The organism is Mucilaginibacter sp. P4_E8 (genome assembly GCF_056401495.1).
The window spans coordinates 125,812-149,831 of the sequence record NZ_JBFUJG010000003.1 but is presented as its reverse complement, the minus strand read 5'-3'; the positions used below and the strand labels follow the sequence as shown (position 1 = coordinate 149,831).

Here is a 24,020-nt window from a genome sequence, read left to right as displayed (position 1 = left end):
ATCAACTACCCGAAACGATTAACAAAAAGCTATCTTTTTGTTAAGATAATGTAAGGAACACAAGCGCTAAAAACAGCAGGTTATTTTGTGGAGCATTTTCTGCCAGCATCTTTACAGCCTCTACCATGTGGTTTTGAACAGTGTGTACTGATATTCCTAAAATATCGGCTATTTCTTTGTATCTGAAACCCTCTATTTTATTCATCCGAAATATGATCCGTTTTTTTTCGGGCAGGGCATCAACCAGTAAATTAACCTCCTTTAACAGGTCATTAAAAGTAAGCAGTTGCTCAGGTCCCAGGTTATTATCGGGCATTGTTTCGGCATAACTTATATCGATATGCTCAACTCTCTTTTTCTTTAAATGATTAAGCGAATGATTTCTGACTGCAGTATAAAGATAAGGTCGTGCTTTATCAGGTACGTTCAAATTAGCCCGGTTAAACCAAATGGTACAAAATGTATCCGCAACCAATTCTTCTGCTATAGCATGATCTTTAACAAAAGTATGCGAAAACGTACAGAGCCGCTGAAAATAACGGTCAAACAGGTATTCTAAAGACTGGTCATCGCTGTAAACACAAATCTGTTCAAGCAAATATTCATCATTCACATTATTTTTATGCATATGACGATTCGGGCGGATTTTGATAAAATCAAAGGTAGCTTAGGTAAGTAATCCCATTGTTAAGTTACAATTAACAGATAAGGAGCTTTCTATATTTTGATATTCTGACGAAAAAGACATCAACGCGCAAAGCTTAATCAGGGCAGACAGCCTGATCAAATTGTACGGTTCATATTATACTGTGGCTGATCTCCCTTCTGATCAAAGCCGCCCTCGTAGAAAGCTGCATGCTATAAGGTAATGATATATTAACCTGAATTTTGCATTAAGGCAACTTAAGAAGCTGTTATTTGAATAAAATACCACAACGATAAATCCCCTTCTTCACAAAGCTGTTCTATGCATCATTCACTCATCGCGGTTATTCTTCCTTTTCTTGGCCAGGTTGATTTAAGCGGTTACTTATTAATCGTTTTTTTTCTGTGTGTAATAGCGGTAATAGGCTTTGAATTTGTAAATGGATTTCATGATACAGCCAATGCGGTAGCCACTGTGATCTATACCAAAGCGCTGAAACCTGTTTACGCCATACCATGGTCAGGCATATGGAATTTTTTAGGAGTAATGCTTGGTGGTGTAACCGTTGCTATGGGCATTTTAAAACTGGTACCATTAGATAATCTAATGACTCTGCCCGTTAGTGTAGGTGCCTGCCTGGTGTTATCAGTATTATTAGCCTCCATCATCTGGAACTTGGGCACGTGGTATCTTGGTATTCCCTGCTCCAGTTCACATACGATGATCGGTGCGATGATTGGTGGTGGCCTCGTTTTCACCTGGTATTACAATGGCCCCGGTGTTAACTGGGATAAAGCCGGTGAAATTGGATTGTCATTGATCTTATCACCCATAATCGGTTTTGGTGTTGCTGCGCTATTGATGCTTTTCCTGAAACATGTCACCAAATCGCATGCCTTGTTTCATATCCCTTCGGGAGAAAATGATCGTCCCCCTATCCACATCAGGCTGATGCTAATTACAACCTGCACGCTGGTCAGCTTTTTTCACGGCAGTAATGACGGGCAGAAGGGTGTGGGCCTCTTTATGCTGATCCTGATTGCTTTTATGCCCGCACGGTTTGCGGTGAACCACAACATTCCGAACGCTAAAGTATTAACTGCGCTCAATCAAACGGAGCAGGTGATCACCAAAACGATTACTGCCGATCCCGGCCGCAACGACCTCCTGACACAATTAAACGGAGCTATAAACCAGACCAGGGCTTCTTTGGCTGCCAAAAGCGAAAAAGATGTGGCTAAAACCTATAGCTACCGGAAACAGATTGAAAGCGTAATTAAAGATATAAGGGCAGTTATCAAAGATAAAAAGATTAAATTCTCACAGAAAGACAGGGATACACTTACAGGTACTGCTGCAGAGTTAGAACACGTTACAGACTTTGCCCCTATCTGGGTTATTGCCATGATCTCGTTATCACTTGGTCTGGGCACTATGATCGGATGGAAAAGGATTGTTGTAACTATTGGTGAAAAAATTGGCAATGAGCATTTGAATTACGCGCAGGGGGCCACCTCTGAGATCGTTGCAGCTTCGACTATCGGATTGAGCACTGTCTTTGGCTTGCCGGTCAGTACCACCCATGTATTATCGAGTGGTATTGCAGGCGCTATGGTTGCTTCTGGCGGCAAAGGCAACTTAAATAACAATACTTTAAAAAATATAGCACTGGCCTGGTTATTGACACTGCCTGTGTCTATTATCTTAGCGGCGTTACTGTTTATGTTTTTCCATTTGTTCATATAGTTTTTGTAATTTATTAAAAATGAAACAGATCCTGGTTGCGACCGATTTTTCTCCCAGCGCGGCTAACGCGATGGAATACGCTATGGCGCTGGCTGCGCTACTCAGATTGGAAGTATGTGCCATCCACGCAATTCATCCTACAGAAGGCATTAATAACAACATCTATAATGCCATTTTTATTGAGGATTATTACCGCAACAAAGGAGAGGCATTAGAAGAATGGGCTAATGCTTATACTCAAAAAGATGCGTTTAGGGACGTTAAAGTTACCTCCCTTTGCGATGTAGGATTTTTAAAGACCGTTATCACCAAATTCATTGACAACCATCAGGTAGAATTACTGGTCATGGGAATTACAGGCGCTACCGGTCTGAGTGGCATCGTAGGTAGCAATGCAAGCATGGTGGTTACCAAGGTCAAGATTCCGACACTGATCATTCCATTGGACAGTAAGTTCCCAAGCATTCCTGCAATCACCCTGGCTACAGACTACGAAACCAAACTATCGTCAACAGATGTAGCCGCACTCAATGAAATAGTAAAAGCATTCAAACTGGTAGCTATGGAAGTTTTGTATGTCGAAGAAAAATCAGACGCCAAACATCTTCAAGCCGGAGAAGCGCGACTCAAAGAGCTCATTCCGAAAACCGCACTTAATTTTAACTACCTGAAAGATAGTAGTCCATTCAGCGGAATCATGGGTTTTATCGAAAAGAACGAGACGGATATTTTATGCTTGGTGAAACACCATCACAACATCATTTATCGCCTGTTTAATCGCAGTACGATTAACCAAATCATGAATCGTTCTGTCAAAGCTATCCTTGTTTTGCATGAATAACAGGTGCAACCGTTAACAGTATGTAAGGCTCATTACCATTCTATTTTTTCCTGCACATACAGTTTGATAAACGACACAGGACCAATGCCGCTATGATGAGTTTCCTTGTCATTTAGTAAAATTACTTCTATAGCTTAGCCCCGGTTTTACCCCTATTACTGGAGTTTTTTATTAATTAATGGTATTCAGCCTTAAAAAAGGTCTCTGTATATTTATGGCCAAGTTGTATTGGCTCTAATCGGTTTACAAAATTATCAGCTTACCTATGAGGCATTTTTTTTATCTGTCTGTACTTTACATTTTCACATTTTTATCATTTAACTTAAACGTTGCCGCGCAGCAAACCAAAACCAACGTCGTTATTATATATACCGATGATTTAGGTTATGGAGATATCAGCTGTTACAATGCAAAAAACGTACATACCCTTAATATCGACCGCATAGCCTCAAACGGCCTTTTATTCACCAACGCACATGCTACCTCGGCAACCTGTACGCCATCAAGATATTCATTATTAACCGGCCAGTATGCCTGGCGAAAAAAAGGTACTGGCATAGCTCCCGGTGATGCCGCTCTATTAATAAACCCAAATCGCCCTAACCTCGCATCAGTATTTAAACAGGCCGGATACGAAACCGGTGTAATTGGTAAATGGCATCTGGGCTTAGGCAAACAAGGTACCGGCCCGGATTGGAACGGCGAAATTAAACCCGGACCAATAGAACTTGGTTTTAATACTTCATTTATTTTGCCGGCTACGGTTGATCGTGTTCCCTGTGTTTATGTTGACGGGCATAGGGTGGCCAACCTTGATCCGGCCGACCCGGTACAGGTCAATTATAAAAACCGTGTCGGCAACTGGCCAACCGGAGCAAATCATCCAGAGCTTTTAAAGCTAAAGCCGTCGCATCAGCATGATCAAACTATCGTTAACGGCGTAAGCCGGATCGGTTATATGACCGGTGGAAAATCGGCGCTTTGGGTTGATGAGGAAATAAGCACCGTTATAACCAATAAAGCTGTAAAATTTATTGAAACCAATAAGAGCAAACCCTTTTTCCTGTATTTTGCCACCCATAACATTCATGTTCCCAGAGTTGTTAATAAACGTTTTGCAGGTAAAAGCACTATGGGCCCCCGTGGCGATGCCATTTTGGAGCTGGACTGGACCACAGGCGAAGTTTTAAAGACTCTTGACCGTCTTAAACTTACTGATAATACGCTGATCATATTTACCAGCGATAATGGTCCGGTATTGGATGATGGTTACCAGGATCAGGCTGTTCAAAAGCTAAACGGTCATAAACCAGCAGGCCCGTTACGAGGTGGAAAGTACAGCGCTTTTGATGGCGGCACCAGGATCCCTCTAATTATATCATGGCCCGGGCATGTTACGAAAGGTGTTTCAAATGCCTTGCTAAGCCAGATTGACTTTTTAGCCTCATTTGCCGCCTTTACCGGGAATCCGCTACAAAACGACTCTGAACTCGATAGTAAAAACGCTATTGACGTGTTGTTAGGTAAAAACACAACCGGTAGGGAGCATATTATTGAACAGGCCTTGAACAATACGCTTTCGATAATAGCAGGTGACTGGAAATATATTGAACCTGGCAATGGCCCACGTATTAATAAAGAGGTAAATATTGAATTGGGTAACGATCCGAAACCGCAGCTTTACAATATAAAGAATGATATTGGCGAAAAACATAATTTAGCTGATTCGAATCCTGAAAAATTAAACGAGCTAAAAAGTTTACTACAAAACATTAAGAATCAGTAATGATATCCTGATACTTCATATTCTATAAAATGCATATAAAAGCACAATTCTTCATCTATATATTATTATTTTTTTGTTACGCCTGCAAACCTAAAAGCCAGCCTGTGGCAAGTTTAAAACCGCAGCAAACGGCACAAAAGAAAAACAAAGCAATTTGCTGCGAATCAAATATTCCCAAGAGGTTTGCCAGCTTGCAAACCCAGCCGGCAAACACCTTATCAACCATACCGGAAGGAAGTGGCTCGCATAAGGGAATGGTATGGATAAAAAATGGGGACTTTATGATGGGAGCAGATAATAAACAGGCTGCCGAAGATGAATATCCTAAACATAAAGTAATTGTTACCGGCTTTTGGATTGATGCTACCGAAGTTACCAATGCCGAGTTTGCTCGCTTTGTTAAAGCTACAGGTTATGTTACCACCGCAGAAAAAAAGCCCGATTGGAACGAACTTAAAAAACAATTGCCCCCCGGCACCCCAAAACCTGACGATAAGCTGCTGGTACCGGCATCGCTCGTATTCAGCTCACCAAAACAGGCTGTTGATTTAAATGACTACGGCCAATGGTGGTCATGGCAGGCAGGTGCCGACTGGCGCCACCCCCATGGACCGGGCAGCAATATTGAGGGTAAGGATAATTACCCGGTTGTACAGGTTTCCTGGTATGATGCACAGGCTTACTGCAAATGGGCTGGTAAACGCCTGCCTACCGAAGCTGAGTGGGAATGGGCCGCCAGGGGTGGTTTAACCAATAATATATATCCATGGGGCAATGAACCCGTTGATTCGGGAAAGCCCAAAGCCAATACATGGCAGGGAAGTTTTCCCTATAAAAATCTGCTAACCGACAAATTTTACTTCGCGGCACCTGTTAAATCGTTCAAAGCAAATAATTTTGGCTTGTTTGATATGGCAGGCAATGTTTGGGAATGGTGCAATGATTTGTACAATAACAAATATTATAGCTCAATAAACAAACCTGCTGGTATTTCCAATCCCAAAGGGCCGGCAACCAGTTTTGATCCACAGGAACCTTATGCTAAAAAACGTGTGATAAGAGGTGGCTCCTACCTGTGTAATGATAGCTATTGTTCTGGCTACCGGGTGGCCCGCCGTATGAAAAGCACGGAGGACAGCGGTATGGAACATGTTGGCTTCAGATGCGTGGCAGATAAGTAAAGTGAATTTAGTTATAAATTCACAGAGCTTTACAATGAGATTTTATCAATTAATCCTTGTCACTTTTAATTTCTTTAAAAAATGCGGCTCTTGTTGGGCCTGGTAGCTGTGAATTTTCACCCTTAACCGATTTCCAAATGATTTCATTTAATATTTGATCCGGGATAACATCTTCCTTTGAAAAATCGAGCTTATTTGACAGCGCGCTAAATTTATTCTTTACCTCGTTCTTTTCATTCAAATCTACCCTGTTTGGCCTTACTTTAAAAGCACGCAAATCGGCCTTATTACTAAAACTGCGCCACATAGGCGTAGCGGCGGCATCATATTGGGTTAAAGGCGGCGGAGTAATAAAGCTGCTACTCCTAAGAGATCAGCTATAACAAATTTCTTAACTACGAATTATTTTTTAATAAAAAGTATTTATTATCAATATAAATAATAAATAGAAATAACCTTTGGTTTACGTGTAATTAACAATATAAGTGCAGTTTTAAATAAACATCTGCATCTATGTTTATGACTGCTAAAACATTACAAACAGAGCAATTCAATGCGATTTATTATGCCACACATAAAAAATTACATTCTATTATTTTAAATATCTGCCGGGATAATGACCTTACGGCGGATATTTTACAAAAAGTATATCTTAAATTATGGGAGGAATGGGATAATGTAAAGGATAAAGCCAATCTCTTCCCTTTATTATTTACCTATTCCAAAAATATTTATATAGATGACTTAAGGAAGGTTGGATGTGGACGGGCGGCGGTGGCAAATATAACCCGCACTATTGATACATATAGTCCATCGGCAGAGAGTCAATATAAACGAAAGGAATACCTGGAGGCCATCAACTTCGTATTATCCCGTTTAACAACCCGAAGAAGGCAAGTTATCCAGTTGTACCTGGAAGAAGGGCTTTCCCGAAAAAAGCTGGCTGAAAAACTATGTGTTTCACCCAATACCGTCGATAATCATTTACAGAAATCATTATCCATTCTTCGCAGCGAGTTGCAGGTGTATTTAAAGACAGGTATTGATTAATAATGATGAAAGTTCATAAAAAGACAGTCTTTTGCTGGTTTTTTATGAACTTACTTTTACATCAAATTAATATATATTGTATATTGCAATTTCTTACAGCATAGATACCTGTAATGAAATTTGAATTTTCATAGAGGCTTGCTTATGGCAAGCCTTTTGTTTGATCATTTTGCAATCCTTTGAAAAATGACTTGAGGAATATGAGAAGGGTCAGATTCATTTCCTGGACCTATTCCTAATGAAATTATACTATTTTCTGTAAAAGGGGCATAGCTATTATTGTCTGATACTATAAAGCCGTAAGTATTGTTATCAATGGACATTATCTTTTTACCACTTAAATCGTACCCTTCTAACAAATAGTAAAAATCGCTCGATCCAGGATTATGTAATTCTATATAATTTGAAAACTTATCTTTTCTTACCCCATTGATTTTAATATTGAGTGGAGTGCTAATACCTGTTCCAAAATCAAGAACAAATAGTTTTAAGTTTAATTCGTTAGGAAGGGTTTTATCAGTGATCACAAATCGCACTAACATATTTCCACGCGTTGGTTTTCGCGTTTTATCAGGGTCTGGAAAAAGAACCCCGTATCCGGTATAAAAAAAGTTAGTTAGGTATCGTGTTTTCCTTTTTTGAAATGTTAAAACGGTATCGATAACAGACTTTTTTGCACTGTTTAATAAAGAAATTTTATGGTTTCCCTCCTCAACTGGTGTGACTAACCCATTTGATGCAGCGTTTAAAGTATCTATTATTTTTCCATCAATTTTAATAATTAAAGGGCTGGATAATGTTCCGGAGATATTTAAGCTTCCAAAAGACGGGTATTTAACAATTTCTCCATTTTTATTACAGGCTGCAATTATTAATATAATGGAAARCAAAAACAATGTTGGTCTGATTTTTTTCATGTTTGAATTATTTATTAATAAATCCCGGGGATGCTTTATAGTCCCCGGGATGTTTCTTTTAATTGTACTTATAAACTTTTTAGTAAGGATTTGATGTTGGCTGATATGAAGCCCATCCTGTAGAATCCCATCTGCTGCCAGTTCTGATACCAAATGCACCTCTGTAAGTTGTATTGGTAAATGATGCAAGTGAGCCTCCGGCATGTGTAACAGTAAGGCCGGTAGCATTCCATCCGGTAGCTGCAGGAGAAGTTGGTAAACCAGTATTATATCTCCAATCAGGTGTTGTGATATTATATGGAGCCAAAAGTCTGAACGGATCAGATGCGGTACCGGTGAAAGTAGTGTTTCCGGCCGGAACGCCAGATGTAGTAAAATAATGTACCAGGTTATTAGTGTAAACCAATGAAGCAGCAGCTGTTGAAACGTTTGCGCCGGTGATATAACCGCCAACAATTGAATTTTTAAACACCGCGCTTGAGCCTACTCTAAATACAGTACCATTACCTACAGACGGTGCTGTAGTGCTTGATGTATCACCTAAAAGGCTAAAGTTGCTCAATATAGGATTGGTAACCCTTCCTGCATTAACACCACCGGTAACTATTGGTGCTGTTACATTATTTGATTCAATACCATTAGGGCTGGTTGATCTTGGGAAAGCAGCTCTTGGATCTTTTTGAGCTACAGCAAACTGGATACTGCCCTGGTAACCCTGATCAAAATCAAAGTCATCATCATCATTCAGGTAAGAGATCAAATTAGTAGCATTTGCCGATCCGCCAAAAAATTCAAACGCGTCATCGGCGCCATATGATACCTGGATGTGATCTAAAGTAGTGCCAGATCCAACGCCTCCTAAAGTTAAGCCATTTAGCTCATTACCTTCTGTAATAACTTCACCGGCAAATTCGATCCTTACATTTCTTAGTATACCTGAATTATCATTTTCAATATTCCCACCATAACCTATTGCATCTTTTCCAGCAAGTACAGCCGGGATTTGCGCAGCAGGGATACCCTCTACTTTAGGATTAACATTATTAACCAATGAACGGCCTAATAACACTATACCACCCCAATCTCCTTCGGCACGGCTACCAGCGGCATACTCAGACGTAAAAACAACAGGAGCTGTTGCAGTTCCAGTCGCGTTAATTTTACCGCCTCTTCTAATTACCAGGTAAGAAGGAAAACCAGAAGTAGTATGGATTTTATCCAACCCTTTGATAAAAGTACCGGCCTGGATATTAATTGTGGCTAAGCTGTCTACATATACAGGGCCATTAAGTTTATACAAAGTAGTATTAACAAGATTGATTGTTCCGGTTAAAACACCACTTAAAGTAACAACAGTGGTAGGAACTGGCCTGTTATCAGGAAATAAGGCATTAGCAGCGCGGTTAAATTCACCTTCTGGTGCGGCGTTGCTTCCGTTATCTTTTTTACAGCCAGCTATAAACATGGCGGCAATTAAGACGAATAAAAAAGAAAATTTAGAAAGATAGATACCTGTAAATTTATTTTGATTTTTCATAATATTAGTAGTTTTTATAACTTAAGCTTAATGCTTGATTTTAATAAAATAGATACATGAATTTTCATTTTCCTGATTCTGCCAGATCATATCCGGCCCGTTTTTCTTTTTTTAATAAGCCTTTCTCCTTTCTTTTTTAGGGTTGTTTTATTTATAGGTACAATTAAAAGCGATATATAAAATTGAGTGTATAATTGGTTCCACTCTTCCGGCGGAAAGTAACTGCATCATATTTGGGATTATAAGAAGTACCTTTAGGATCCAGCTGCCCAGGCCCAAAAGTTGATCCGTCTCCGGGATATGGTTTAACGGATGGAGTATATGGCGGATAAGTTGGATTGCCTTCGCCATACTGGTTTCGGTAAGTTATCAAATTCTGGTTAAGCAGGTCGCTGATATTGAACCGTAGTTCTGCCTGCCGCTTTTCTAAAAACTTATAACTCACTTGCATGTCAACCAGGTCGCGGGGATTCTCATATTCATCGGTTGATATATTGGCTGTAGATGTTACAACCCTTTTTCCGTAACGGTTATAAACCACATTGAGGCCAAAGCGGGTGCCAGTGTAATTGATGCCCCCGTTAATGATATAAGGCGATTGCCCGTATAAAGGCCGGTCGCGCTTACTGATGATCGCTTTTCCCGTGCTATCTACCCCGGCCCGTGCGCCAAGATCAACAGAAGCATCAACCAGGGTAAAACTACCCGATACATACAGGTTTTTCCAAAATGGCGAAGATGGCGAAATTAATTTTAAGGATTTACGAAAATCAACTTCAAAGCCAACATCTTTAGCGCTGGCCAGGTTGCGGTACACTAAATTGGGTACGCCGGAGGTGTTTTCGAATGTTAACTCTATTGGGTTGGTGAATTTTTTATAAAACCCTGATACAGAAATGATCTCATCGGGGCTGGGATAAAATTCATAGCGCAGGTCGTAGTTTTTGATCTGCGTAGGCTTGAGATTGCTACCGCTTACGGTGCGAAAAACATCAAAATCAAAATACTGAAAGAATGAAAGTTCCCTCAGATCGGGTCGGGCTATCGTTTTATAAAAAGCTGCCCTTATATTCATTTTGGGTGTTAGCGCRTAAATGGCGTTTACGGAGGGTAACCAATCCGTTTTTTTAACAGCTATCAAACTGTCAACAAATGGCCTTACTTGGTTGTCAGCGGCTTTGCCTAAGGTACTGGTAAAAACCTGCTGGTTATTTTGCTCCAACCGTAAGCCACCTATCAATCTTAATTTCGCTACAGGTTTAATATCCAACATACCATAATAGGCATCCAGTTGCTGTTTACCGTTATAACCGGTAGCGGAGCCGTTGCTTGCGGGCTCCCCTCCGCCTATAAAAGGAATGAAAAATAATTTCTGGTCAATAAAATTCTGGTTGTTATACACATCGGTGTAAGCATATCCAGAAAAGTTAGTTACATTGCCCGGAAAGTTCCTGATCCTGTAAGAATCAGCGCCGAAATTTGCCTTCCGGTAGCTACCCTGGTACCCTGTTTTAAAGCTTTGGTCGAGGCCAAGCAGTTTAAAAGGAAATTGGACATTGGCCTGGTAAGCATAACGCCGCTCTGAAAGGTGCGAATAAAAAACAGAACCTAAACTTGCTGTGAAATCATTAAAATTATAGTGATAGTAATTATCAGGCGACCCACTGCTTACAGGGTCCCCAAGCATACTAACCACGCGGCTGTTGGGCTGGTCGCGTTCCAATGTAGAAATGGCGCCGCTGTAATCGAGTTTAATGCCTCTTTTGCCAAAAGCGTGTTCGCCCGTAAAACTGCTCTGGAATAATTCATTAATCAGGGTTTGCGCAGCGTAATTATTAAGTGTAGCAGTACTTAATAGATCGGTACCTCTAAATTGGTAAAGTTTATCGGTAAAACGGCGATTGTAGGTGTTTTTTAAAGTGAATTTATTTTTACCAAAACTATAACCCAGGTTCAAGCTGCCGCCTAATAAAGTGGTAAATACATAATCGGTACCTTTATAATCAAGTACGGTGGGTAAATATTGATCATCCTGATCGGCTGTTTGTTCGTTACGATAAGTAAAGGCCGCGATTACCCCCAATTTCGAGTTATTAATAGGGATACTGCGGCCAACTGCTAAAGAGTAACTTTGGATAGGTTGCGCGGTATAACGGCGCATAGCCCAGTTATCCGGGAATTTACCAAGAAATTGTGAGGCTTTCTGCTTTTCTTCGGTCGAGGCGCTACTGTTATCGATCTTAGCAGCCAGTACATTATAATCGGCAAATGACATGCCTGTTGGCTTTTTTTGCACATCATTGGCAAAGCCGAAATAATTGGATGATCCTCTTTGACCGCCGATAAAATCTTTTCCGGTTGCCTGGCTGTTAAAACCACTGCCTATAGAAAGCGTAACAAAGTCTTCATCTGGTATATCTTTGGTGGTTACCTGTACAAGCCCCCCTGTAAATTCACCCGGAAGATCGGGCGTGGCTGTTTTATTAACTACGATATTATCTACCAGGGCGCTCGGGATCAAGTCAAAAGCAAAATCCCGGCGGTTGGGTTCCGTGCTCGGAAGTTGATTGCCATTAAGTAATACGTTATTGTATCGGTCACTAAGCCCTCGTACAACCACATATTTGTTTTGAGATACCTGTAAACCGCTCACTCTTCTTAAAACCTGAGCGGCATTGTTGTCTGGCGTACGGCTAATTTGCTCGGCAGTAATACCATCAGACATAGCCGCATTATTTTTTTGGCGTGCATATAAACCTTGTACAGAAGCCCGTTGATAAGTGGAGGTAACCAATACCTCATTTAAGGTTCCGGTGGCTATTTTTAAGGCAATATTTAATGAAGTCATTTTGCCTGCACCAACCACAACGCCCGTAATACGTTGTGTTTGAAACGAAATGTATGATATTTCTAAAGTGTAGGTACCGGGTAAAAGGCTTAACGAATAGCTGCCATCTACACTGGTTTGTATACCTGTACCGGTTTCAATTACTTTAATATTAGCTCCGGGCAACGTTTCGCCTTTTTCATCCAAAACTTTACCTGTAATTTTACCCGGATCAACTTTTTTTATTTTCCTGCGCTCTTCAATCCTGATCATGATTGAATTTCCCTCCATATTATAGGTTAGCGCGGCTTCATCCTGCAACTTTTGCAAAACTTTGCCTAATGGTATATTATTAAAATTTAAGCTGTTAATTTTAACTGTTTTAGCCTGGCTATTGTCATACACATAACGATAACCGGCCTGGCCGCTTAGTTTCATCAGCACTTGGTCTAAAGTAGGATTAGCCAGGGTTAGCGTTACCGGGGCATTGATCTTAAATATATTATTATTTGCAAACTGGCCTGATGAACCCTGTGCAAATAAGAACTGCGTAGATAGCAGGAGGATAACTATTATTTTTTTTTTATTAAAAACACGTAATTGTGTAAAGAGATACATAAATTTATTTTTTTTTAAGTTCTAACAGCTTGAAAAATTATTCGGGAGAGCGTTGGTGGAACAACGCTTTCCTTTTTTGTCTAAGGATTTACAATATAGTCGCCCCCTTTCTTGTGGTAATTCAACTTGTAAACAAAAAGGATATTATTCAGTACATTTTCAGGTGATTTGCGCTCGAAAACACCTGTAAGGCGTTTGTTTTCCAGTTTTGTATTTTTAGCCACAACTATCCTTATATGATATAACTGTGCTATCCTGTTGAAGGCGGCTTGCAATGGAACATCATTAAATACAAGCTTTCCGTTAATCCAGGAATTAACATCTTTGGTTTGGATTTCATTTACAGCTATCTGATGATTACTGTTATTATACTTCAGCACCYGGCCTGGAGTAAGTATATGTTCAGAAATCCCGGTTTTAACACGAACTTTACCGCGAACCAATATTACCCTGATATCTTTTTCAGCTCCATATGCCTCAATATTGAAAGCGGTACCCAGTACTGTAGTACTTATGTTTCCGGCCCGCACAATGAAAGGTTTGCTGGCATTGTGCGCTACATCAAAAAAAACTTCACCACTAATCCGCACTTCCCTTTTCAAACAATTGTATTCTGATTTTTTAAAAGCCAAAGAAGAGTATGCATTTAACCAGATATTTGTACCATCCGGCATTTGTAACTCCTTTACATTTGCCGAAGCATTGTCTACCATTGTCCAGTTGGATACAGATAGGCTTGATTTTGTGCTATTTCCCTGTCGCTTCCATATTTGATAAGACCCTGCTACGATTGACAAAATCAAGGTAATGCTTGCCGCTATGCGCAGCTGAGGTTTCCATGATGATTTTCTTTTATTCTCATATATGTCTATCTGTTTTATTTTATCATCCTTATCTGCAGAAACTACCTGAAGTTTTTTATAATTAATTTTCTGATGTATATAATTTAATTTTTCTTCGCTATTTATTTTTTGGTGGATAGAACCCAGTAATTTATCAGATTCGTCTTTACTAAAAACACTTTCATTAGCAATGTTTTTAGCAATGTTATCCATATAATCATGAAGCAATCTTAAATCACTACCTTTAAGATATTCATCAACCATTGCACATTCTTCAGGTGAACAATTACCGGCGAAATATTTATATATTAATTGTTTTGTCATCAATTTAGGGGCATCCAGACTTATTCTGGTTTTATTAGTAATACGAATGAGATTGTATTTTTTACTACGCTTTTTATTTTTAAAATTTTAGTCCTGTTTTTGTTGCTTTAACAGGCGACATAACTGCGCTACGAGCAGCAGAAGACTGAAATATAGCTTTGCCTCTCCTGGATAACATTTCTGAGTTTGAAGTAACTCTGGAGGAAGAAGTTGTTAATGAGGACCCCAACGATAATTCCAATGCTTTTTTTAGCAAAAGGTCATTTTTGTCTCCAAATTCTTTTAATGGTAAGGCGCCAAATTCATCAATATAATAATCAGGAATTAATCCCTGACTATAATCCCCCTGCTTATTTGCATTATATAATTTAAAAATCAGGGGATGTAATAAATAAGTTATTTGGGGGGGTGTCCGCTGGTCGTAGATTTCAAAACCAGACATGTCTTTTCCAACAGTTTTTTCTCCAATTTGTACAACAGGCAAATAAGGTTTAAGATTATTGATCAATAATTCAGCTGCCGAGGCAGTAGCTAAAGAGGTAAGCACATATAGTTTAGAAATAGTTATTCTTGAATCTCTCACCTCGGCAAAAGTTCTGGGAGGTGAATTACCTTTGTTAATGCTTTGAGCAAATGAATCGGTAATTTGTCCGCCATTTTTATTTGCCTGGCTAATTATAAATGTCTGGCCTTCTTTAACAGGTGCTAATGCTACAGCTATTTTCGCAGCCGTGGATACGTCGCCACCCGGATTATACCGTAAGTCTATTATCAGATCTGAAATACCGCTGCTTTTAAATCTTGCAATGGAATCAAGTATATTTCTGTCAAACTCTTGGGTGAAACCATTGTAATAAATATAGCCAGCCTTTTTACTTCCGTTGGTAAACAGTTTAGTCAGGTAAACGGGCTGCTCCCGGAAATAGGAATGTGAAATTGAAGGTGCAGATCCGTTAATTAGCTGACCGTTGCTAATTGTTGTCATTTGCAATACAATATCTGCCCCTTGCTTTAAAGTATGTATAATTCCATCCGCTGTAGCGGAATTAATCTCCGTTCCATTTACTGATAAAAATAAATCCCCACGTCGTAGTCCTTGTTTCGCGGCAGGTCCTCCTGGAGTAACCAGCGTTACCGTGCCCAATAAACGACCTGGAAAAGCCGGATGCTCTATCAATGCATACTCAAATCCATAATAACCAAAAGATGAATATTCGGTTGGAGGATGTTCCGGGTCATCCATATAGGAAAACCTGTCTGCTGAATTAAGCAGGCTTTTAAAAAAATCGGTAGAATTTGTATTTGCACCCGGTCTTTGCGGTAACTGATCGGCCCAGTAATAATACACTTTCATGCTATCCAAAATCCATTGATTGTTTTCTGGTAGTATATTGGGCGCTTCTCCGTTTTTCTTGCAGGATACAATAATAGTAGATATTACCAAAAAGGTTGGCAAGACAATTTTTTTAAAAAATTTCATAGTATAATGGAAATGCTGTTTCCTATTTATACACGAATAGAAACGGTTATTTTACTATTCTCTTTAATGCATTTTAATAAGTTAAATGAGAATATCAGATAACATGACCATTAATGGGATTTAGTGATCATTCGCTTTTAATATTTCAGTCTCGAAAATTTTTCTTGCAAAATGAAATAGTAAATTTTGGCTTATTAACCGTGTAGCTATTAATAGGCAGTATAATTTTTGACAGTGACTTGCGACACCTGACAAATTATATCCTGTGCCCCATTAGGTATCGGAAAGTCTGTCACTTAAAACTTATTTATGCATAGAACAAGCATCTCTATTTTAATTTTGTCATTACTCGATATTGTTGTTCTGACTTGGGCAATTTGGTTTGGACGAAGATTTTATGGCGTTATTCTCAAAAAAAAAATCTTTTACGGGCCGTATCATTCAGTTTAATGTATGCAGCAGAATAATTTAGACAAAGAAATCCCTGAACACCTTGGTTATAATCCAAATCTACTGTTAACAGGTAGTTTAGTCATCTGCGGTGGTTTATTCTTTTTTTCACTTATGGCCTGGTTATGGACAGAATTGATTTAAAGATTAATAATGATTTCTCATTTAGTTTAGTGACATTGTTTGATGCTCTAAAGGCAATATTGAGATTAAAATGCTGGCTCGTATCCATCCTTTGGAACACTCAAAATAAATGATTTTCACTCCATTATTCTGGGAGTGTTTTTCAAAATTTACAATAAGGTAATAAAGACTTTAGCAGCGAAGATTCCACATGTTATTTCTCAAATGTGTCAAGACTCCATTTATCTATCCAGTTTATTTCCATATCATCACCTTTAAAACTTATAGGCAGCCACAGGTAACGGCCATCAATTGCATCTTTCGGAGTCCATTTATCAGCTATAAATATAAAGGCATCTTTTTTACCGGCTACGGGCAGCACATGGGTGCTTTGACCTCCATAAGTGATCTGGCTATCCTGCCCCTGGCAGGGGTTACCGTGATAGGTCCATGGCCCCCAGATAGATTTGGCCGTAAACCAACGGGCCGCGTTAGGCGCCCAGCCTGTACAGCCCGAGCCAATCATATAATAAATTCCATTGCGCTTAAACAAAGCGGGCGCTTCCGTTTGGTGGCCTATATATATGCGAATGAATTTGCCGGTATGACCTGTATAATCTGGCGTTAGCTCGGCCAGGTCAAGCGTGTAGTTTTCTTCGGATGAAAAAACATGGTAAGCCTTGCCATCCTCGTCAACAAAAACAGTCATGTCGCGTGCCATCTGACCACCCGGAAAATCGCGGCAAAAGAAACCATCGCTTTTGTTAGCCGGGCTAAGGCAATTTAATTTATCAGCCAGAGGAGTAAGCTCTGGATAAAACGGCATTTGCCCCGGATTAGGCCGATAGCTTTTAATGAACTTATATGGACCGGTCACCTTATCACTCACCGCAACTCCTGCACGGGCCGCGCTGTACCCCTTACCCAGTAATTCAAGATGAAACCACATGACATATTTCTTCGTCTTTTTGTTATAAATAACTTTTGGTCTCTCCAGGATACACCCTTTTGCGATATCGCTTGCTGGATCGGGCGAAACACTTAGTGATATGCCCTCGTCTTTCCAGTTATACAGATCTTTTGACGAATAGCAATGCACCCCCACCATGGCCCGGTTACCCGCATTGCCGGCAATCTTGTGCTCGCCAAACCAATAATAAACACCGTTATTATATAATATCCCCCCGCCATGGGCATTAATGTGTACCCCATTGTCATCAGGCCAGCGTGCGCCAGGGCTGAAACTGTTTAACTTGGTTTGCGCATGACCAATGATACTTAGCAGCAAAAAGGCTGGTAATAAAAAGCGATAGCATTTCATATAATGATGTTTGTGTTATTTTTATGATGATTAATTATTTAAAGGATTCCATTCCAATACCTGTACTTTAGTGGGAGCGACGCTGGCTTTCCCCTCGCCATCGACCTGTGTTACCTGTTGAACAAACAGGTTGAGTACTTTTTTATCTTTCCACAGTTCGGTATCATAAGTTGGCTCCCACTCCCCTACGGGTGTAGTTGTCAAATCACTAACCCGCCAGTTGGTACTTTGCAGATCGGCATTTACAGCCACAGAAACTTTATCACCCCGTTCAGTATCTCTGAATATAAGCGCTACCGATTGTTTCTCGCTTTTTTTCCAGGCAATTATTTGCGGTCGGGATATGGGGATGCTTTTGGTACCCGCCCCACCAAGGCTGAAAGCCGTGTTTCTGAAACCGGGGTTGGCCGACTGCCAGTTGCTCCCTGTTTTATAAATAATATGATATTGAGGAACTGCAGTGCTGCTATCACGCCAATAGGTAGCAATAAACGGGTTACCCTTATCATCTACAAACATGGATGTTTGATTGATGAGTTCGCTATGTCGTGGTATGTTGCAGGCATACTCGGCACTGGCGGCCGTAATGGGGAGCGTACATTTTTCGCCGGTTGATTTTTCCCAACTCAGACCGCCATCATTTGAACGGGCATAACACATATCATGATTGCTTGCCACATCGGGGCTCTCGCGCCATACCCATGAAATATGAATAATCCCTTTTATATCAATACACATCTGCCAGTAAGCATTGCGTTTGCCTTCGCCATCAATAAGATTTTGCTGTACATTAGCCCATTTTTGCGAACGTGTGTCATACCTGTTCATCACCAGGTTGCCATTACCTGAACTTCCATCGCGGTAAACAAACAGCAGATCGCCATTAGGCAAACGGTAAAACTCGGGATAGCTGACCCTGTTTTCGTTAATGCCCGTCATACTTTGTGGTGCCGACAAAAGGAGACTGCCGGGTTTAACACCTTTAGCATAATTTAATGTTTGGTTATGATGCCCCCAGGCAACATGTAAATAACCGGCACCATCAACCATAATACTTATATCCTTGTGGGCATCAGTAGCATCGGCTTTATATGGTGTAGCTAAAAGTTGCCAGTTAGCCGCGCCGCTTTTTCTTTTAGCCAGCACCAATATCTGTTCATTATTGTAATAGGCTGCATATTGTTCGCCCTTAAAAGTAACGAGTGAGTTTTTACGAAATACAACCGTATTAACGGAGTTGTTTGCCCAGCCCAGGCCTATAGTACTGGTAGTAACCTTGCCGGTTTGCGCTATTGCAGCCATCGCACCGCAAAGCAGGACACCTATTAAAAGTTGATATTTTAAACAGTATAATTTCATAAAAAGAAAAAGTAAGGGCAATAAACACTGCCCTTGTCTTTTATTTGAGTTTTAATTGCCGGTAGTCCCGGGGAAATCCCCCCCCCAGGTCTTTCCTGGAAACGGGCGTGATACACTCGTATCCTCCGGCTCTTATTTATTAACCGGTTAAGGACCTTCCTTAACCGGTTTGCTTAACACATTTGGTATGTCCTGATTTACTGCAGTTTTCCGTCTGTTAATAAGCTCATTAATCCGCCTTCGCTCCTCAATATCCGGGATTTTGGTCTAATTTTGCATCCTTATTTAATTGAATTTCGGTTAAAGGGATTGGCAGCAGCATGTTTTTAGCTGTTAAACCGCTTGTAGGATGCACTGCGTCATTGCCATTAAGCCGCAGGGCGCGTTCAACAAGTGTTCCGGTACGCATCAGTGTCATACGCCGGTTCTCCTCCCCCACCAACTCGCGGGCGCGTTCGTCCAATACAAAGTTTAAAGTCATTTGATCTGGTGTAACCTGCGGGGCATTTGCCCTGGTCCTTAACGCGTTTATAGCGGCAGCGGCATCTGTAGTTTTACCCTGTTTTACCTGTGCTTCGGCTAAAAGCAGGTAAGTTTCGCCAAGACGCATCATCACAAAATCTTTGATCATGGCATAGCCAAAAGTATCATTAGGGTCAAAAGCCCCCCATTTCAACGTGCTTGGGCAAATTCTAAACGCGGTATCGGCACCGGCGAAAGGTACCGGCTTACCCAATAAAGCAGGGAAAGCAGGGTCATTATAATAATATTGCCTTTTAATACTGTACTGCGAATTGCGCATGTCGCCGGCCGGATATAAGCCATAAAGCACCCAGTTACTTAGTCTTAACCTCGCGATACTACGCCCCCCCAGTGAATCGCAGGGAAGCATACCCGGAACGGCATAATAAGCAGCGCCCCATACACGGCGTTGCTGCGCATTATCAACGTTACCACCTACTACAACTGCTGAGTTCTCCTGCTCAAGCACCCAGATAGCTTCGGTGTTACCTTGTGAGCGCCGTTGATTGCCGTAAACAAACATGTCAGAATAGTAGTCGCCGGCACCACCTGCCCTAACGCCATAACGCCCTTTAACCAGGCTAAATTTACCACTGTTTATAACAGCCTGCGCCTGTTGCTCGGCCAGGTCATTTTTACCCATACGGAGATATACCTCGGCCAGTAATTGCATGGCCATGTACTTATTGGCACGGCTAACCGGCTTGCCCTGGGCGTTGGTTTTAGCATTACCCGCATTTAATTCGTAAAGATTGGTGCTTGCATAAGTTAAATCACTTACAATTTGCGCATTTACRTCATTAAGTGTTGCCCGGATAAAATCTGTTTTTGGGGCAGATAACGCGTGTATAATCAGCGGAACCCCACCAAAAAGCGTAGCCAGGTTATTATAGGCATAAGCCCTGAAAAACTTTGCTTCGGCTTCAACCTGTTTTTTGCCAAGCGCCCCTATTTTGGTTGTGGCCGGGTTTTCTGTATTGTCAATTATGCTATTGGCATTATTGATCAATGCATAATATTTCCCCCATATATAAGAAGCCGCGCCATCGGTTGCGGTGAGCTGGCTATAGTTATAATAAGGTACTTCAATACCCTGCTGTTGTATGGTGGCGTTTGCCACATCGGTACCTACCTGCCAAACGCTGGGCCAGCCTTGCGCGCTTGAGTAGGTTAATATACCGGTTTGCAGGTTATATAAGCCTATAGCAGATGCTTCAAGACCTAAGGAGTCGGTAAGCGTTAACGGGGTATAGGATGAGTAAGGTTTTTCGTCCAGAAAGGATTTTTTACAAGATGCAAACGCCGTTGCCAACACTGCTGCAAAAATTAATATTGTTGAATAATTTTTCATGTCTTTACGTGTGTCTTTATTTTAAAGAAATATTAGCGCCTATAATAATTGTACGTGTTACAGGATAATTGTTAGTCCAATCAGCAACATAAGCCGACTGATTAGCTCCGGAATTTGATGTACCTCTGGTATAAAAACTTTGCTGTGGATCCCAGCCAATCCAATTTGTAAAGGTTTTTAAATTACGCCCGCTTGCGTACAGTGTTAAACCGGCTATATGCGCCTTATCCAGCAATTTTTGCGGCACAACGTAGCTAAAGGTGATGTCCTTGATACGGGTATAGCTGGCATCGCGCGGATAACCATAACCACGGGTGTTTGTGTATGATAGCGACTGGAACTGTTGATTGCCATTAGTTGGTGTCCAATAGCCAATAGCTGCCGGTGTATTTCTTCTGCCCGATTCATCAGCATAGTTGAGGTCGGTATTGTTCTTTAACATGCCCTGGGCAGTTTGTATAAATATGCTCAGGTTAAAGTTTTTATAATGGAAAGTATTGGTTAAGCCCCCGGTCCATTTAGGAGCGGTTTGCCCCTGAATTACCTTATCATCAGCTGTAATTTTGCCATCGCCGTTAGTATCTGCAAACTTCAGATCGCCGGGTTTGGCGCCGGGGTCTTGTTTTGAAGCGTCTTCGCCTGTTTGCCAAACACCGGTCATTTTATAATCATAAATTACGCCGATTGGTTTTCCGATGAACCACCTGTTACCGATGTCATCTTTTCCATCGCCATACAGGTCAACAATTTTATTTTTGTTGGCTGAAAATACAATGGTGCTTTCCCATTTAAAATTTGAGCCGTCGATGTTACGGGTGTTCAGGGTAACCTCCACACCTTTATTGGCCACCTTACCAATGTTATCAACCACCTGGGAATAACCTGTAATAAGCGGAAGGGCACGGTTTAACAATAACCCATAGGTACGTGAATCATAATATTCAACTGTACCTGAAATACGGCTGTTCAGTACCGAAAAGTCAGCTGCTATGTTACCCTCATTGGTAGTTTCCCAATGCAGGTTGCTGTTACCAAGGTTACTGGCCTGTACCCCTATGTTGCTTACCCCGTTAAACGGAAACCTGACGGTACCATCCGATGTTATTGTTCTGTATACGCTAACAGCTTCGTTACCGGTTTTACCGTAAGATGCCCTTAACTTTAAATTATTGATCCATTTGGAGTCTTTAAGAAAACGTTCGTTGCTCACATTCCAGCCAACAGCCGCTACCGGGAACCAGCCATATTTGGAAGTATTGGCACCAAATACAGATGAACCATCACGACGAACAGTTAGTGTTAATAAATAACGGCTGTCATAAGAATAGTTTAAACGCGCCATTTGTGAATTGAGCGCATACCTGTCAGAATAGGTCCCTGAAAATGAACCATTTACTGTGGCGCCCGATATAGTTGAGCCAATCCCGAYCTGGTTGAATGAGAGCTCATCATTAATGTAGCCTGTTCCGGCTATGCCCGAAGTAAAGTATTTTCTTTGTTGGGTACTGTAAAGCCCGGTGAAATCAATACGGTGTTTACCAAAATCCCTTGTATATAATAATAAGTTATCCAGCGTGTAGCTGTTGGTTTCGGAGCTTAATGCTGTAGCCGAACCTAATGGCGTGTTCGCCAGCCTGCCGCTGTAGCTGTCTACGCGGGTGGGTAAATAGGTATAGCCCGCATTTAAGCGATATTTTAATCCTTTAAGCACGCCGCCAAATGTTATCTGGGCATAACCATTCCCGCTAATATTTACACTGCGRTTAATCTGATCGGTAGTTAAGCCCAGTAATGGATTGGTGTATAACTGTTCGGGCGCCATCGGGTAAATGGTATAGGTACCATCGGCGTTATACTCATTACCGTATGGGCTCATAGCGGTGGCGTTGAGTAAATTGGCCCGGCCGCCGTCATAATTATTATTAGCGAAATAAAGGTTTGCGCCCATGCTCAGGAAACTGGTTACATTTACATCCAAATTTGAACGTACGCTTGCCCGGTTATACTGATAGCCTTTTATTACACCTTTTTGTTTTAGGTAATCGGCAGACAAAAAGTATTTCACATCTGGAGTGCCGCCGCTTACACTTAGGTTATGATCCTGCATAATACCCTGTTGGGTGCTTTCTTTAACCCAATCAATGGTGCGCCCTGCGGCGTAATTAGCCCGTTCGGAGTTGTTATATACGGGTTCAGGAAATTGCTGTTTTAAATTATTTTGCGCCTCATAATCCAAAAACTTTTGGGTGAACGCTGCCGGATCTCTTGGCTCCAGGATATGACCCAGGTTTTCATAACCGCCATAACCACTATAGCGAATAACGGGTTTACCTGTTGTACCGCGCTTGGTAGTGATCAGGATAACACCCTGCGAACCGTTGGCACCGTAAATAGCCACCGCCGACGCGTCTTTTAATATTTCCATAGAGGCGATATCATTGGGGTTGATATCATTGAGTGAGCCGCCGCTTTTGGTAAGCGGGATACCATCAACTACTACGAATGGTCCGGAAGCGGCTGAAATTGAATTTTGCCCTCTGATAGTGGCAGTTGGTTGTGAGCCAGGCACAGATGATGGGGAGGTTACTGTAACACCGGCAACAGCTCCTTCAACGGCCTGTAAAATATTGGTAACCGGCAATTGTGACAGGCGCGATTTAGGTACGGTTGTAACAGATCCGGTAACATCCGATCGTTTTTGAGTACCGTAACCAACCACTACCACTTCATTCAGTTGCTTGTTGCTATCTTCAAGTACTACGTTTAATGTGGTTGTATTTTTATTAACCCGGATACTTTTAGCAACCATGCTCACAAAGGAGATTCTTAGCGTGGAGCCTTCGGCAACATCAATTTTAAAAGCGCCATTAGCATCGGTTGTGATTGACTGGCTTGTGCCTTCGATGTTTACCGTTGCACCCGGCAGCACATTGCCGGTGGCATCTTTTACAACGCCTTTTACATTAATTTTTGTTTGCGCGCTGGCCCCTTGGGTAATGCCCATCAGCATTATTATCAAAAGCCATACGGAAAAACTGTTTAAGTGAGTAAATCTGTACTTCATAATTTAATTGGTTTATTGGGTTTATTTAATTTGGA

16 protein-coding genes are annotated in these 24,020 nt (G+C 41.1%); 5 read left to right on the top strand and 11 right to left on the bottom strand.

The window, feature by feature from the left end; genetic code table 11:
• Positions 1–40: 40 nt before the first annotated feature.
• On the bottom strand, positions 41–628 hold the full coding sequence (locus tag AC1DRQ_RS02810; RefSeq protein ID WP_477422097.1) for an RNA polymerase sigma-70 factor: 588 nt from the start codon (positions 626–628) through the stop codon (positions 41–43).
• A 339-nt stretch (positions 629–967) separates the two neighbouring features.
• On the opposite strand from AC1DRQ_RS02810, the gene AC1DRQ_RS02805 reads away from it, so the two are divergent.
• From AC1DRQ_RS02805 to AC1DRQ_RS02790, 4 genes are all read left to right on the top strand, one after another.
• Entirely contained in the window at positions 968–2,392 is a 1,425-nt protein-coding gene (locus tag AC1DRQ_RS02805; protein ID WP_477422096.1) for an inorganic phosphate transporter, read from the top strand.
• A gap of 19 nt (positions 2,393–2,411) precedes the next feature.
• A complete protein-coding gene (locus AC1DRQ_RS02800; RefSeq protein ID WP_477422095.1) occupies positions 2,412–3,233 on the top strand; it encodes a universal stress protein in 822 nt (273 codons plus the stop codon).
• 265 nt (positions 3,234–3,498) lie between these two features.
• Entirely contained in the window at positions 3,499–5,019 is a 1,521-nt protein-coding gene (locus AC1DRQ_RS02795) for a sulfatase family protein (RefSeq protein WP_477422094.1), read from the top strand.
• Positions 5,020–5,123: 104 nt separating this feature from the next.
• Positions 5,124–6,200, top strand: a complete 1,077-nt coding sequence (locus AC1DRQ_RS02790) for a formylglycine-generating enzyme family protein (protein WP_477422093.1) — start codon at positions 5,124–5,126, stop codon at positions 6,198–6,200.
• Between the two features lie 49 nt (positions 6,201–6,249).
• Here AC1DRQ_RS02790 and AC1DRQ_RS02785 read toward each other — a convergent pair whose 3' ends face one another.
• The gene (locus AC1DRQ_RS02785; RefSeq protein WP_477422092.1) at positions 6,250–6,507 is read right to left on the bottom strand and encodes a hypothetical protein; all 258 of its coding nucleotides are present in this window, start codon (positions 6,505–6,507) and stop codon (positions 6,250–6,252) included.
• A gap of 212 nt (positions 6,508–6,719) precedes the next feature.
• On the opposite strand from AC1DRQ_RS02785, the gene AC1DRQ_RS02780 reads away from it, so the two are divergent.
• Positions 6,720–7,250, top strand: coding sequence for an RNA polymerase sigma factor (locus tag AC1DRQ_RS02780; RefSeq protein ID WP_477422091.1), 531 nt, complete (start codon positions 6,720–6,722; stop codon positions 7,248–7,250).
• A gap of 164 nt (positions 7,251–7,414) precedes the next feature.
• Here AC1DRQ_RS02780 and AC1DRQ_RS02775 read toward each other — a convergent pair whose 3' ends face one another.
• The 9 genes from AC1DRQ_RS02775 to AC1DRQ_RS02735 form a co-directional block, all read right to left on the bottom strand.
• Entirely contained in the window at positions 7,415–8,167 is a 753-nt protein-coding gene (locus AC1DRQ_RS02775) for a hypothetical protein (protein WP_477422090.1), read from the bottom strand.
• Between the two features lie 79 nt (positions 8,168–8,246).
• Complete coding sequence (locus AC1DRQ_RS02770) at positions 8,247–9,704, bottom strand: hypothetical protein (protein WP_477422089.1); 1,458 nt, start codon at positions 9,702–9,704, stop codon at positions 8,247–8,249.
• Positions 9,705–9,867: 163 nt separating this feature from the next.
• The gene (locus AC1DRQ_RS02765; RefSeq protein ID WP_477422088.1) at positions 9,868–13,149 is read right to left on the bottom strand and encodes a TonB-dependent receptor; all 3,282 of its coding nucleotides are present in this window, start codon (positions 13,147–13,149) and stop codon (positions 9,868–9,870) included.
• Positions 13,150–13,229: 80 nt separating this feature from the next.
• A complete protein-coding gene (locus tag AC1DRQ_RS02760) occupies positions 13,230–14,315 on the bottom strand; it encodes a FecR family protein (protein ID WP_477422087.1) in 1,086 nt (361 codons plus the stop codon).
• A 79-nt stretch (positions 14,316–14,394) separates the two neighbouring features.
• Positions 14,395–15,795 (bottom strand): S41 family peptidase, encoded by a 1,401-nt coding sequence (locus tag AC1DRQ_RS02755; RefSeq protein ID WP_477422086.1) that lies wholly within the window; start codon positions 15,793–15,795, stop codon positions 14,395–14,397.
• Positions 15,796–16,582: 787 nt separating this feature from the next.
• On the bottom strand, positions 16,583–17,689 hold the full coding sequence (locus AC1DRQ_RS02750) for a glycoside hydrolase family 43 protein (RefSeq protein ID WP_477422085.1): 1,107 nt from the start codon (positions 17,687–17,689) through the stop codon (positions 16,583–16,585).
• 30 nt (positions 17,690–17,719) lie between these two features.
• Positions 17,720–19,048 carry a BNR repeat-containing protein gene (locus tag AC1DRQ_RS02745; RefSeq protein ID WP_477422084.1) on the bottom strand — a complete coding sequence of 443 codons (1,329 nt, stop codon included), beginning with the start codon at positions 19,046–19,048 and terminating at the stop codon, positions 17,720–17,722.
• Positions 19,049–19,295: 247 nt separating this feature from the next.
• Complete coding sequence (locus AC1DRQ_RS02740; protein WP_477422083.1) at positions 19,296–20,921, bottom strand: RagB/SusD family nutrient uptake outer membrane protein; 1,626 nt, start codon at positions 20,919–20,921, stop codon at positions 19,296–19,298.
• A 16-nt stretch (positions 20,922–20,937) separates the two neighbouring features.
• Positions 20,938–23,985 (bottom strand): SusC/RagA family TonB-linked outer membrane protein, encoded by a 3,048-nt coding sequence (locus AC1DRQ_RS02735; protein ID WP_477422082.1) that lies wholly within the window; start codon positions 23,983–23,985, stop codon positions 20,938–20,940.
• Positions 23,986–24,020 lie beyond the last annotated feature (35 nt).

Excerpts from the sequence above, each read along its gene's own strand:
- AC1DRQ_RS02745 (WP_477422084.1), bottom strand. The coding sequence starts at position 19,048 with ATGAAATTATACTGTTTAAAATATCAACTTTTAATAGGTGTCCTGCTT.
- AC1DRQ_RS02795 (WP_477422094.1), top strand. The coding sequence starts at position 3,499 with ATGAGGCATTTTTTTTATCTGTCTGTACTTTACATTTTCACATTTTTA.
- AC1DRQ_RS02800 (WP_477422095.1), top strand. The coding sequence starts at position 2,412 with ATGAAACAGATCCTGGTTGCGACCGATTTTTCTCCCAGCGCGGCTAAC.
- AC1DRQ_RS02755 (WP_477422086.1), bottom strand. The coding sequence starts at position 15,795 with ATGAAATTTTTTAAAAAAATTGTCTTGCCAACCTTTTTGGTAATATCT.
- AC1DRQ_RS02785 (WP_477422092.1), bottom strand. The coding sequence starts at position 6,507 with ATGTGGCGCAGTTTTAGTAATAAGGCCGATTTGCGTGCTTTTAAAGTA.
- AC1DRQ_RS02770 (WP_477422089.1), bottom strand. The coding sequence starts at position 9,704 with ATGAAAAATCAAAATAAATTTACAGGTATCTATCTTTCTAAATTTTCT.
- AC1DRQ_RS02805 (WP_477422096.1), top strand. The coding sequence starts at position 968 with ATGCATCATTCACTCATCGCGGTTATTCTTCCTTTTCTTGGCCAGGTT.
- AC1DRQ_RS02780 (WP_477422091.1), top strand. The coding sequence starts at position 6,720 with ATGACTGCTAAAACATTACAAACAGAGCAATTCAATGCGATTTATTAT.
- AC1DRQ_RS02750 (WP_477422085.1), bottom strand. The coding sequence starts at position 17,689 with ATGAAATGCTATCGCTTTTTATTACCAGCCTTTTTGCTGCTAAGTATC.
- AC1DRQ_RS02810 (WP_477422097.1), bottom strand. The coding sequence starts at position 628 with ATGCATAAAAATAATGTGAATGATGAATATTTGCTTGAACAGATTTGT.